Annotated in this window: 10 protein-coding genes; 3 read left to right on the plus strand and 7 right to left on the minus strand. The window is 69.4% G+C overall.

Going from position 1 to position 11708, the window contains the following annotated elements:
- The first annotated feature begins 37 nt into the window (after positions 1 to 37).
- From map to H5407_RS10955, 3 genes are all read left to right on the plus strand, one after another.
- The gene (gene map, locus H5407_RS10945) at positions 38 to 841 is read left to right on the plus strand and encodes a type I methionyl aminopeptidase (protein WP_183104482.1); all 804 of its coding nucleotides are present in this window, start codon (positions 38 to 40) and stop codon (positions 839 to 841) included.
- Positions 842 to 905: 64 nt separating this feature from the next.
- Positions 906 to 3503, plus strand: coding sequence for a [protein-PII] uridylyltransferase (locus H5407_RS10950; RefSeq protein WP_183104483.1), 2598 nt, complete (start codon positions 906 to 908; stop codon positions 3501 to 3503).
- Positions 3504 to 3541: 38 nt separating this feature from the next.
- Positions 3542 to 4033, plus strand: coding sequence for an acyltransferase (locus H5407_RS10955; protein ID WP_183104484.1), 492 nt, complete (start codon positions 3542 to 3544; stop codon positions 4031 to 4033).
- Between the two features lie 8 nt (positions 4034 to 4041).
- On the opposite strand, the gene H5407_RS10960 is transcribed toward H5407_RS10955, so the two are convergent.
- The 7 genes from H5407_RS10960 to H5407_RS10990 all read right to left on the minus strand — a co-directional run bounded on the left by H5407_RS10960 (position 4042) and on the right by H5407_RS10990 (position 11685).
- Positions 4042 to 5148: a DegT/DnrJ/EryC1/StrS aminotransferase family protein gene (locus H5407_RS10960; protein ID WP_183104485.1), complete on the minus strand. Its 1107-nt coding sequence runs from the start codon at positions 5146 to 5148 to the stop codon at positions 4042 to 4044.
- 43 nt (positions 5149 to 5191) lie between these two features.
- On the minus strand, positions 5192 to 6145 hold the full coding sequence (locus H5407_RS10965; RefSeq protein WP_183104486.1) for a WxcM-like domain-containing protein: 954 nt from the start codon (positions 6143 to 6145) through the stop codon (positions 5192 to 5194).
- 139 nt (positions 6146 to 6284) lie between these two features.
- Positions 6285 to 7985: a hypothetical protein gene (locus H5407_RS10970; RefSeq protein ID WP_183104487.1), complete on the minus strand. Its 1701-nt coding sequence runs from the start codon at positions 7983 to 7985 to the stop codon at positions 6285 to 6287.
- The gene (locus H5407_RS10975; RefSeq protein WP_183104488.1) at positions 7982 to 8740 is read right to left on the minus strand and encodes a cytidylyltransferase domain-containing protein; all 759 of its coding nucleotides are present in this window, start codon (positions 8738 to 8740) and stop codon (positions 7982 to 7984) included. The genes H5407_RS10970 and H5407_RS10975 overlap by 4 nt, the downstream gene beginning before the upstream one ends.
- A gap of 4 nt (positions 8741 to 8744) precedes the next feature.
- The gene (locus H5407_RS10980) at positions 8745 to 9815 is read right to left on the minus strand and encodes an N-acetylneuraminate synthase family protein (protein ID WP_183104489.1); all 1071 of its coding nucleotides are present in this window, start codon (positions 9813 to 9815) and stop codon (positions 8745 to 8747) included.
- Positions 9812 to 10510 (minus strand): glycosyltransferase family A protein, encoded by a 699-nt coding sequence (locus H5407_RS10985; RefSeq protein WP_183104490.1) that lies wholly within the window; start codon positions 10508 to 10510, stop codon positions 9812 to 9814. The genes H5407_RS10980 and H5407_RS10985 overlap by 4 nt, the downstream gene beginning before the upstream one ends.
- Positions 10507 to 11685, minus strand: a complete 1179-nt coding sequence (locus tag H5407_RS10990; protein ID WP_183104491.1) for a DegT/DnrJ/EryC1/StrS aminotransferase family protein — start codon at positions 11683 to 11685, stop codon at positions 10507 to 10509. The genes H5407_RS10985 and H5407_RS10990 overlap by 4 nt, the downstream gene beginning before the upstream one ends.
- Positions 11686 to 11708: the final 23 nt, after the last annotated feature.

Below are 11708 nucleotides of genomic sequence, written 5' to 3' on the forward strand. Positions count from 1 at the left end.
CCTGCAGGGCCGGGCGACTCGGCCATAATTTCGCCCCATGACGATCACCATCAAGAGCGCGGCCGACATCGCCGCCATGCGCATCGCCGGCCGCCTGGCGTCTGAGGTGCTGGACTACCTGACGCCCCATGTGAAGCCCGGTGTCAGCACTGAGCATCTGGACCAGTTGGCCCACGACTACATCGTCAACGTCCAGCAGGCCATTCCCGCGCCGCTGAACTACTGCCCGCCGGGCTACACGCCCTACCCCAAGTCCATCTGCACCTCGATCAACCATCAGGTGTGCCACGGCATTCCCAATGAGCGGCCGCTGAAGAACGGGGACATCGTCAACATCGACGTCACCGTCATCAAGGACGGCTGGCACGGCGACACCAGCCGCATGTTCGTCGTCGGCGAGGGCTCCATCGCCGCCAAGCGCCTGTGCAACTTCACCTATGAAGCCATGTGGAAGGGCATCGCCAAGGTGCGGCCCGGCGCGCGCCTGGGGGACGTCGCCCACGCCATCCAGACCTTCGCCGAGAACGCGGGCTTCACCATCGTGCGCGAGTTCTGCGGCCACGGCATCGGCCAGAAGTTCCACGAGGAGCCCCAGGTCCTGCACTACGGCCGCCCCGGCACGCTGGAGGAACTGGTGCCGGGCATGGTCTTCACTATCGAGCCCATGATCAACGCCGGCCGGCGCGAGATCAAGGAGACGGGCGACGGCTGGACCATCGTCACCAAGGACCGCTCGCTGTCCGCCCAGTGGGAGCACACCATCGCCGTCACCGAGACCGGCTACGAGGTGCTCACCGTCTCGGCCGGCAGCCCACCGCCGCCTGCCTTCGTCAATACCTGACCCTCACGCGCAGGCTAGCTGCCTGCGCGCCTTCTTTGCATCCCATGCGCCCGGAGTCTCACGCATGAGCGATCTGCCCGTCCTGGGCGTGGCTGAGCTGCGCCAACATTTCAAGTCCGGCAAGCAGAGCCTGCTGGAGGCTTTCCGTGCCGCCGAGCCCACCGTGGCCGCGGCGGGGCGCCTGATGCGCCAGTTGGCCGGGCATGTGGACCGCACCCTGGCCATGCTGTGGTCGCAGGCCGGCTTGCCGCCAGGTGCCGCCCTGCTGGCCGTGGGCGGCTACGGCCGGGGCGAACTCTTCCCCTACTCCGACGTCGATGTCCTCCTGCTCCTGCCCGAGGGGCTGGACGCCTACCAGCCTGGCCCGCTGAAGAGCGCCATCGAGGGCTTCATCACCGCCTGCTGGGACGTGGGCCTGGAGATCGGCTCCTCGGTGCGCACGCTGGAGGAATGCCTCAGCGAGGCCGCCGCAGACATCACCATCCAGACCGCCCTGCTGGAGGCCCGCTGCCTGGCCGGCGAACGCGGCCTGTTCAAGCGCTTCGAGCAGCAGATCCTGCAGGCCCTGGATGCCCGCGCCTTCCTGCGCGCCAAACAGTTGGAAGCTCGCCAGCGCCACACCAAGTACGACGACACGCCCTACGCCCTCGAACCCAACTGCAAGGAAAGCCCCGGCGGCCTGCGCGACCTGCAGGTGCTGATCTGGGTGGCCCGTGCCGCCGGCCTGGGCAAGACCTGGCCCCAGCTCGCCGCCAAGGGCCTGATCACGCCCTTCGAGAGCCGCCAGCTGCAGCGCAACGAGGGCGTGCTGAAGCTGATCCGGGCTCGCCTGCACGTGGTGGCGGGCCGGCGCGAGGACCGCCTGGTCTTCGACCTGCAGACCGCCGTGGCCCAGAGCTTCGGCTACGAGGGCAGCAAGGGCCAGCGCGCCTCCGAGGTGCTGATGCGGCGCTACTACTGGGCGGCCAAGGCCGTGACCCAGTTGCACCAGATCCTGATGCTCAACCTCGAGGAGCGCATCAACGGCTCGCAGGACGCTGCGATGCACCCCGTCAATGAGCACTTCCTGGACCGCGGCGGCATGCTGGAGGTGGCCAGCGATGACCTCTACCGGCGCGAGCCCCACGCCATCCTGCAGACCTTCCTCGTCTACCAGCAGGCGCCGGGCATCAAGGGCCTCTCGGCCCGCACCCTGCGCGCGCTCTACAACGCCCGCGGGCTGATGGACAGCCGCTTCCGCAGCGACCCGGTCAACCGCCAGACCTTCATCCGCATCCTCCAGGAAGGCAAGGGCCAGACCCACGCTTTCCGACTGATGAACCAGACCTCGGTGCTGGGCCGCTACCTGTGGGTCTTCCGGGCCATCGTGGGCCAGATGCAGCACGACCTGTTCCACGTCTATACCGTGGACCAGCACATCCTGATGGTGCTGCGCAACGTGCGGCGCTTCTTCATCCCCGAGCATGCCCACGAGTACCCCTTCTGCTCCCAACTGGCCGCTCAGTTCGAGCGGCCTTATGTGCTCTATGTCGCCGCCCTCTTCCACGACGTGGCCAAGGGCCGCGGCGGGGACCACAGCGAGCTCGGCGGCGAGGAGGTGAGGCGCTTCTGCCGTGCACACAAGCTGCCCAAGGCCGATGCCGAGTTGGTGGCCTTCCTGGTGCAGCAACACCTGACCCTCTCCCGCGTGGCCCAGAAGGAGGACCTCTCCGACCCCGAGGTTGTTGAATCCTTCGCCCAGCTCGTGGGCGACGAGCGCCACCTGACCGCCCTGTACCTGCTCACCGTGGCCGACATCCGCGGCACCAGCCCCAAGGTCTGGAACGCCTGGAAGGGCAAGCTGCTGGAGGACTGCTACCGCCTGACACTGCGGCGCCTGGGCGGCGCGCAGATCAACCGCGAGGCCGAGATCGAGGCCCGCAAGCAGGAGGCCAGGCAAGACCTGGCCCTGCACTCCCAGCTGCCCGGCACCGAGGAGCCGCTGTGGAAGACGCTGGACCTCAGCTACTTCGCCCGTCAGGAGGCCGGCGAGCTGGCCTGGCATGCGCGCGCGCTGTGGCGTTATGTGCAGACCACCGAACCCGTGGTGCGCGCCCGCCCCTCGCCCGTGGGCGAAGGCCTCCAGGTGCTGGTCTACTCGCCGGACCGGGCCGACCTCTTCGCCCGCATCTGCGGCTATTTCGACGGCGCAGGCTTCAACATCCTGGACGCCAAGGTCCACACCGCCCGCAGCGGCTATGCGCTGGACACCTTCCAAGTCATCGCCCCGGACCTGGACATGCACCACCGCGACCTCGTCTCCCTGGTCGAGACCCGGCTGCTGGCCGCGCTGATGGCCGAGGGCCCCCTGCCCGAGCCACGCCGCGGCCGGCTCTCGCGCCGCGTCAAGAGCTTCCCCTACACGCCGCGCATCTCCCTGCGCCCGGACGAGCGCGCCCAGCGCTGGCTGCTGTCCATCAGCACCAGCGACCGCGCCGGCCTGCTCTACGCCATCGCCCGCGTGCTGGCCCGCCACCACATCAATCTGCAGCTGGCCAAGATCTCGACCCTGGGCGAACGGGTGGAAGACACCTTTCTGATCGACGGCCCGGCGCTGCAGCAGAACAAGCTGCAGTTGCAAATCGAGAGCGAGCTGCTGGACGCGATCTCCATCAGCGCCTGAAGCCCGCGGGAAGCATCCGGCTCGCTTATGCTTGCCCCATGCAGCCCGACGACACGCCCCGCCCCGCCCAGATCCACCCGCTGTCCGACGTCCAGAGCAGCGCCATCGGCTCCGGCACCCGGGTCTGGCAGTTCTGCGTGATCCTGCCCGGCGCCCGCATCGGCGCGGACTGCAACATCAATGCCCAAGTGCTGATCGAGAACGATGTGGTGCTGGGCGACCGCGTCACCGTCAAGAGCGGCGTGCAGCTGTGGGACGGCCTTCGGGTGGCGGACGATGTCTTCATCGGCCCCAACGCCACCTTCACCAACGACCCCACGCCGCGCTCCAAGCAGTACCCGACCAGCTTCCAGACCACACGCATCGAGCGCGGTGCCTCCATCGGCGCCAATGCCACCATCCTGGGCGGCATCACCATCGGCGAAGGGGCCCTGATCGGCGCCGGCAGCGTGGTCACGCGGGACGTTCCGGCGGGCGAGTTGTGGGTGGGCAACCCGGCCCGCGCACGGGGGCTGGCACCCCGGCGCTGATCGCCTGATCAGGCGCTGCGGCGCACCGCCTGCACAAGCTGGTCCACCTGCTGCTCGCTCATGCCCGGCCACAGGGGCAGGCTCAGCACCTGCTTGTGGATGGCCTCGGCAACGGGGAAGTCACCCGCGCTGTAGCCCAGCTCGGCATAGGCCGGTTGCAGATGGGGCGGCACGGGGTAGTGGATGAGCGTGCCGATGCCCTGCTGGGCCAGCGCGGCCTGCAGGCGGTCGCGGGCCTCATGGCGGACCACGAAGAGATGCCAGGCCGACTCCAGCCCCTGCGGCACCTGGGGCAGCTGCAGCGGCACGCCGGCCAGGCCTTCGAGCAGGCTGGCGGCCAGGCGGCGCCGCTCGCGGGTGGCCGCCTCCAGCTGGGGCAGCTTGGCGGCCAGCACCGCGGCCTGGATCTCGTCCAGGCGCGAGTTCACGCCCTTGCATTCGTTGTGGTACTTCTGACGCGAGCCGTAGTTGCGCAGCACGCGCACCTGCTCATCGACCGCGGCCAAGTCGGTGGTCACGCCACCTCCGTCGCCCATGGCGCCGAGGTTCTTGCCCGGATAGAAGCTCCAGGCCGACACATCCGCCAGGCTGCCCACCGGCCGGCCGTGGTAACGCGCCGCATGGGCCTGCGCGCAGTCGTCCAGCACCTTGAGCCCGTTGCGGCGGGCGATGTCCATCAGCGGGTCCATGTCCGCGGGCAGGCCGTAGAGGTGCACCGGCAGAATGACCCGGGTGCGCGCCGTGATGGCGGCCTCCACGCGGGCCGGGTCGATGTTGAAGGTCAGGGGATCCGGCTCCACCGGCACAGGCCTCGCGCCGCACTGGCTGACGGCCAGCCAGGTCGCGATATAGGTGTTGGAGGGCACGATGACCTCGTCCCCCTCACCCACGCCCAGGGCGCGCAGGCCCAGGCTCAGGGCGTCCAGGCCGTTGGCCACGCCCGCACAGTGGGTGGCGCCCACGGACTGCGCATAGGCCTCCTCGAAGGCCGCCAGCTCCTGCCCGAGCAGAAACCAGCCGCTGCGCGCCACACGCAGCAGGGCGGCATCGATGGCGGGCTGGCTGGCCGCGTAGGCGGGCTGCAGATTCAGAAAAGGCAGGCTGGCTTCAGCCATCACGCATGCTCCTTGCCGGAGGTCGCCTCCGGACCTCGAATGCTCAGGCCCCGGTGCGGCCCAGGGCGGCGAGGAAGTCCTCGTACTTGCGAATGTAGTCATCCGCGGCATAGGTGTCCGACGCCAGCACCAGCAAAACGGCGTCCGGCGAGAACTGGTACTGGATTCCCCAGACCATGGGCGGGATGTGCAGGCCCATGCGGGCGCTGTCCAGGGTGATCTCGTCGCGCGCATGCCCGTCGTCCAGCACTACGCTGACGCTGCCCTTCACGCAGACCAGGAACTGGTGGCAGGCCTTGTGCGCGTGCTCGCCACGCACTTCCTTGCTGGGCACGTCGTAGACCATGAAGAAGCGCTGCGGCGTGAAGGGCAGATGGGTGCCGATCTCGCCAAAACTCAGCGCGCCGCGCAGATCCACGATCTTGGGCAGGGCCACCAGGCGTGCAGCGGCCACATGCAGGGCCGGCGGTGCCTCCAGCTGGCTGGCGGCGCGTGGCGTGGCCGGCAGGTCCAGGTGCGGCGTATCCACATAGCCCACGATATGGGCCGGATTGCCGCTGACGATGGCATTGGGTGGCACGTCGCGCGTGACCACGGCGCCGTCCTGCACCTGGGCGCGCGGGCCGATGCAAAGGCCGCAGCGGATGGTGGCATTGGCGCCTATGGTGGCGCCGGCGCCCACCCGCGTCACCACCCCGGCCCGGTCGGCGCCGGAGGCCCCGCTGAAGACCGTGTTGGGGCCAATGCTGACGTCCGCCTCCACCACCAGAGGCGACCACAGCTGCGCGCCCGGCCGCACACGGACCCGTGCGCCCAGTTGCACCTCGCCATCGATCAGGGCGTGGTCGCCGATCTCGGCGTCCTCGCCCAGACGCGCGCCGGGCAGCACATGGGCGAAGGCGCCGATGCGGCTGCCCGGCCCGATGAAGGGCGATTCGACCAGGGCATGGCTGTGGATGAAGACATCCGGGCACGATGCGGCGGCAGTAAGGCTCATGGTCTCGTGTGTAGGGCAGGCGGCGATGAGGCATCCTATAGCGTCAGGCGCCGGCTCATCGCCTTGATTGACGGGTCCGCGCCGCCCTGTTCCGCCGCACGCGGCGTCGGCGCCACGGCACCACTCGGCGCAGGCACTCTCAGCGCAGGTACTGCAGCAGCGAGGGCGAATCGGCCAGGCGCTGCGCCACGCGCGCATGCTGGCGGCGCTGGAAGTCCCACTGCAGCTGGGGATCGCGCCACCAGGTGTCCAGCTCGTCCAGGCATTCGCCAAGAGGCAGACAGGGCACGACGTCCCGGTCCAGCAGGGCCTTCTCCTCCCACACGAGGGAACGCAGCTGGCAATGCAGCATGGGTACGGCGTGCATCAGGGGCTCGATGGCGGCGCTGGTGGGGATGTCGTAGCCCAGGCAGGCGTCGCAGCCCTGGACAAAGGCCACCAGGGTCTGGGCGACGCCGCGCTGCAGGCTCTCCGGCGTCAGGCCCAGCGACTCCTGAAGCAGCAGGGGGAAGCCTTCCGTGGGCTTGTAGCGCAACAGCACCTCCACCCCGCGGCGCCGGCCCCAGTCCAGCAGCTGACGCAGTCCATCGAGGTAGGCGTGGATGTCCGCGGTGCTGAGCCCGTTGTGTGAGAGGCCACTCAGCAGCACACCCAGCGTGCGCAGGGGCTGCGCCGCGGCACGCTCAGGCACCGGCTGGTGGCGCTCGCCGAAGCGCAGCAGGGCGCCAGGCACGCGGCGGTCGTCGGTGTCCCGGCAGTCCGCCCCCTGCACGGGGTGGTGCAGGCATTGCATCTGGCCGCCCAGCTTGGGCAGCGGGATGTTCTGGAACTTGGCATGCGGCAGCATCAGCACCTGCAGGCGATGGCGGCGGGCCAGGCTCAGCAGGCCACCCTGCAGGCCTGAATCGTGGTTGGACAGCAGCAGCTGCTCGGGCAGCGCCCGCGCCCGCTGCTCGACGTCATGGAACAGCGTGAACTGCAGCAGCAGAGCATCGACGAGGGCCTGGACCTGCAGCTGGATGAAGGCCTCGTTGCGCAGCTCGGCCGAGAGCAAGTGCAGCACGACAGGTCGGACCCGCGCCGCCAGCTCCTCGCACTGCCGCTGATGCGCTGCCCCCAGCGCGGCGCGCACCTCGCCCAGGGGCCGCAGGGGCAGGCGCTCGATGCCGGACAGCTCGACGTCGTAGAACTGCGCAGGCACCTGCAGACAGTCGCCCTGAGCGGCCAGGATCTGGGCGGCCAGGTAGTCCTTGTCATAGAAGCAGGTGGGCAGGTGGGCCCAGCGCCTGGCCGCCGGACGCTGCTGGAGCGAGCGCCAGTCCGGCAGCTCCGGCCCGGGCAGTTGGCCGGCGTCATAAAGATAGCTGCGGTGCTGCACGCCCCCGCCCTGCAGCGCGGCAGCCATGGCCATGCAGGCGGCGCCCGAGGGCTGGCCGTAGCGATAGGGAGCGGCCGCACCGAGCAGGTGGACCACAGCGCCAGCCGGTGCGTCCTCGGCCAAGCAGCGCCCCAGGGCTGCATAGCCCCGCAGGTTCAGCAGGGCGTAGAAGGCGTTGAAGTAGCCCCACTGGCAGCCCTCGGCCTCGGGCAGCAGCTCGGCGAGCACCGCATCCAGGCGCGCCTGGTAGACCGCCATGTCCGACCGCGCCCGTCTGAACACCTCGCTCATGAAGCCGGGGCCCACGGTCCTGGCCAGCCGCGCGTTGCCGAGGCCCAGGCTGCGGGCCTGGTCAAAGAGCTGGGGATCAAAGAGCAGCAGCTCGGCGCCCTCCAGCTGCGTCTGCAGAGTGGCCGCCGCCGGCAGGTCCAGGCGATGGGTGACCGTGATCAACGGCTTCATGCCCCGCCCCCGCTGTGCGCAGCCTGGAAGGCCAGCAGCGCCTGGACGCAGTCCTGCGCAGGGCTCTCCAGCGAGAGGCCGGCCTCGTCCACCAGGGACTGCAGCCGCTCCAGGTGCGCCGGCTCATCGACATCGAAGCGCAGTTCAGGGAAGGCCAGCGCCGCCGGGGCGCGGGGGCAGGTCTTGCGGCAGTCGCGCGCCCAGGGGCCGGTCTCGTCCCACAGGGCGATGGTCACGTGCTCGCGGTGGCGTGGGTCGGTGCAATCGGCGGCAAGCCGGTGCAGCAGCGCGGCCGGAAGGATCTCGGCGCCGAAGCCGTCGGCATAGCCACTGCCCATACGGTCCAGGTGGTTGCAGGCGTAGTCGCAATCACGGGCGGCGTAGAAGTCCACGAGCTGATCCACCACGGCGCCGTCGATGAAGGGGTTGTCGGCGCAGACGCGCACCACGGTGTCCGCCTCGAACTGGCGCGCCGCGCCGCTGAAGCGGCCCAGCACATCGGATTCGCTGCCCGTGAAGGTGGCCACGCCCAGCGCCTGCGCGAGGCCCAGCAGGGCCGCATCGCGCGGCTGGTCGGTGGTGGCCAGCACCAGGGCATCCAGGCGATGGGCGCGCTTGAGGCGCTCCAGCACCCAGGCCAGCAGAGGCCGGCCCGCCAGGGGGGCCATCATCTTGCCGGGGAAGCGGCTGGAGCCCATGCGCGCCTGCACCAGGGCCACCACGCGGCCTGGCCGTGCGGGTCGGCGGTCGCTCATCGGCTCAGGCGCCCTGCCCCAGGTCGGCCCATTGCAGCACGTGGTCGGACTCCAGCGCGCGCAGCACCGCCCGGCCCAGCACATCATCCCAGTGCAGGGGGCTGATGCCCGTGCCGGGGCGCTTGTAGGTCAGGTGGGCCTCGCTGAGGACTTCGCCTGCGGCCACGTCGCGGGTCAGCACGATGGAGCGGCGCGCGTTGGCACGGGCCGGGCCCTCGGTGGGCGTGGGCTGCTTGTGGTCGCTCTCACCCAGCAGCTCGTGCACGGTGTCCAGGGCCAGCGTGAAGCGGCGCAGGTCATGCACGTCCATGGCATGGTAGTGGTCGTTGCCCGGCAGGGTCTTGTCGTGGGTGAAGTGCTTCTCCAGCACGACGGCACCCAGCAGGTGCGCGCTCATCAGCGGGTACATGGCCTCGTCCGGCAAGGTGTGGTCGGAGTAGCCGATCAGCAGCTCCGGATAGGCTCGCTGCAGGCCCTTGATCATGCGCAGATGGGCCTGCTCGTTGGGCGTGGGGTAGTTCAGCACGCAGTGCAACAACACCAGCTCGCTGCAGCCCGCGGCGCGCAGGGTCTGCACGGCCATGTCGATCTCGCCCAGCGTGGACGCGCCGGTGGACAGCACCACCGGCTTGCCCTTGGCCGCGATCTTGCGCAGGAACGGGGTGTTGGTGAGGTCGGCCGAGGCGATCTTGTGGAAGGGCATCAGATCGTCCAGAAACTCCACCGCGGCATCATCAAAGGCGGTGGAGAGGAAGTCGATGCCGACCTGCTCGCAATGCCGGGCCAGGGCGCGGTACTCATCCGGGCCGAAGCGGTCGTATTTCTTGAACAGCTCGAACTGGCTGCGCGTCGCCTCCTTGCTGGTGTCCCAGTAGGACGGCGAATGCCTGGAGGCGAGCGTCTCGGCCTTGTAGCTCTGGAACTTGGCGGCGTCGGCCCCGCCCTCCTTGGCCAGCTCGATGAGGCGGCGTGCCTGGTCCAGGGAGCCCTCGTGGTTGACGCCAATCTCGGCGATCACATAGGGGCGGCTGTCGGGGGTGAGGCGGCGCTTGCCGAGGGTCACCGTGGGGGTCATTGCATGCTCCTGCGTGCCGAGGCACTGGCCGATGAGCCATCGATGCCATGCTTGCTGATCAGGCGCTGGCGGTGCAGCTCCATGGCGTCGAGGTCGTTGGTGATGTTGTGATCGTGGCGGCGGTAGCGGTAAAGCGGCAGCTCCAGCCGGGCGATGTGGTGCTTCTGTTCGAAGCGGATGCGCAGCTCGCGCTCCTCGTGGCGGTGGAAGCTCTCGTCGTAGAGCCCTGTCTCCAGCAGGTGGGCCTTGCGGAACATGATGCCGCAGGCGATGGGTTCGTCCATGCAGTTCACACGCTCCAGCACTTGCTCGTGGTCGTCCACCAGGAGGTAGTCGCAGGCCACGGCGTCGTGCAGGGGGTTCTGGTCCAGGAAGAAGTGCAGGATGTTGAGGAAGTTGGCGTTGACGTAGTCGTCGGAGTCCACCCGCACGATGAAGTCGCCGCGCGCGGCGCGGATGCCGCGGTTCAGCGAGGCCGGCAGGCCCATGTTCCGCTCGTTGCGCAGGGGCACGATGGCGTCGTGGAAGAGCTCCAGCGCATAGGGCGTGCGATCGGCACTGCCGTCGTCGATGACGATGATCTCGTACTGGTCCCGCGCCAGGGTCTGGTTCAGCAGGGAGCGCAGGCAGCGGCCGATGAAGCGCTCCTGGTTGAAGACCGGCACGATGACCGACACCAAGGGCTTGAAGTTCATGCGTCCACCTCCTGCAGCTGCAGGGCCTCGGTCAGGGCCTGGCGGGCCAGTGCCGGCGCATCCTCGCGCAGCTTGACACCCACCGGCAGGGACACCGCCCGGGACAGCCAGGCTGCCGATTGCGGGAAGGCCGTGGCCAGCTCCCCGCCGTGGGCCGCAGCCAGCTCGGGCATGTGGGTCCAGGTGCCGGCGAAGTGCCAGGTGTAGGCCTCGGGCAGGATCTTGGTCGCGAGGCCGCGGGCCAGCAGGGCCTCGCGGCAGCGGCGGGCCGTGGCGTTGTCATGGACGAAGAAGACCAGGGCGTCGGCTGTCTCGTAGCTGCCGGCCGGCACCTCGCGCGGCGTGATGCCGGGCAGGTCCTGGATGGCCTGCCACAGCAGCTCGCGGTTGCGGCGCTGGGCGCTGACGATGTCCGGCAGCTTGCGCAGCTGGGCCAGGCCCACGGCGCCCTGCAGCTCCATCATGCGGAAGTTGAAGCCGCTGCTGGCGCGGGTGTCCTCCCAGCGCGGCACGGCGGGATTGTTCTCGTGCCCATGGTCATGCCAGGCGGCGCCGCGGGCCCAGTCGGCCTGCTCCTGGAACAGCACCAGGCCGCCCTCGCCCGTGGTCATGGTCTTGGCGAAGTCGAAGCTGAAGGTACCCAGGCGGCCCCAACTGCCCAGGGCTCGGCCATTGAGCGAGCCGCCGCAGCCCCAGGCCGCGTCCTCGATGAGGGCGATGCCATGGGCGTCGCAGATGGCCTTGATCTCGGGCAGGTGCGAGGGCGTGCCCAGCATGTGGACCACGATGACGGCCTTGGTGCGCGGCGTGATGCGGCGCTTCAGGTCTTCGGGATCCATATTGAGCGTGGCATCGATCTCGGCACAGACCGGCGTGGCCCGCGACTCGATGATGGCCTCCACCGTGGCCACGAAGGTGAAGCTCTGGGTGATGACCTCATCGCCCGCGCCCACGCCCAGCGCAGCCAGGCCCACGCGCAGTGCGGCGGTGCCGGATGACACGGCCAGCGCATGCGGCGAGCCCATGGCCTTGGCGAAGGCCTGCTCGAACTCGCGGACCTTGTAGCAGTCGCCGCGCAGGGCGTCGAAGCCGTGGCGGAACAGGATGGCGCCGCGCGCGAAGATGTCCTGGATCTCGGCCAGCTCCTCTGGGCCCATCACTTCATAGCCTGGCATGGTGTCTCCCGATTCTTGTGGTG

The sequence above is a fragment of the Mitsuaria sp. WAJ17 genome (assembly GCF_014174515.1).
In the GTDB taxonomy this organism is placed as follows: Bacteria; Pseudomonadota; Gammaproteobacteria; order Burkholderiales; family Burkholderiaceae_C; genus Roseateles_B.

What these genes read in the sequence shown, in the direction of transcription:
- H5407_RS10985 (WP_183104490.1), bottom strand. Translation starts at nt 10,510, where the DNA reads ATGAACTTCAAGCCCTTGGTGTCGGTCATCGTGCCGGTCTTCAACCAG.
- H5407_RS10965 (WP_183104486.1), bottom strand. Translation starts at nt 6,145, where the DNA reads ATGAGCCTTACTGCCGCCGCATCGTGCCCGGATGTCTTCATCCACAGC.
- map (WP_183104482.1), top strand. Translation starts at nt 38, where the DNA reads ATGACGATCACCATCAAGAGCGCGGCCGACATCGCCGCCATGCGCATC.
- H5407_RS10970 (WP_183104487.1), bottom strand. Translation starts at nt 7,985, where the DNA reads ATGAAGCCGTTGATCACGGTCACCCATCGCCTGGACCTGCCGGCGGCG.
- H5407_RS10990 (WP_183104491.1), bottom strand. Translation starts at nt 11,685, where the DNA reads ATGCCAGGCTATGAAGTGATGGGCCCAGAGGAGCTGGCCGAGATCCAG.
- H5407_RS10960 (WP_183104485.1), bottom strand. Translation starts at nt 5,148, where the DNA reads ATGGCTGAAGCCAGCCTGCCTTTTCTGAATCTGCAGCCCGCCTACGCG.
- H5407_RS10955 (WP_183104484.1), top strand. Translation starts at nt 3,542, where the DNA reads ATGCAGCCCGACGACACGCCCCGCCCCGCCCAGATCCACCCGCTGTCC.
- H5407_RS10950 (WP_183104483.1), top strand. Translation starts at nt 906, where the DNA reads ATGAGCGATCTGCCCGTCCTGGGCGTGGCTGAGCTGCGCCAACATTTC.
- H5407_RS10980 (WP_183104489.1), bottom strand. Translation starts at nt 9,815, where the DNA reads ATGACCCCCACGGTGACCCTCGGCAAGCGCCGCCTCACCCCCGACAGC.
- H5407_RS10975 (WP_183104488.1), bottom strand. Translation starts at nt 8,740, where the DNA reads ATGAGCGACCGCCGACCCGCACGGCCAGGCCGCGTGGTGGCCCTGGTG.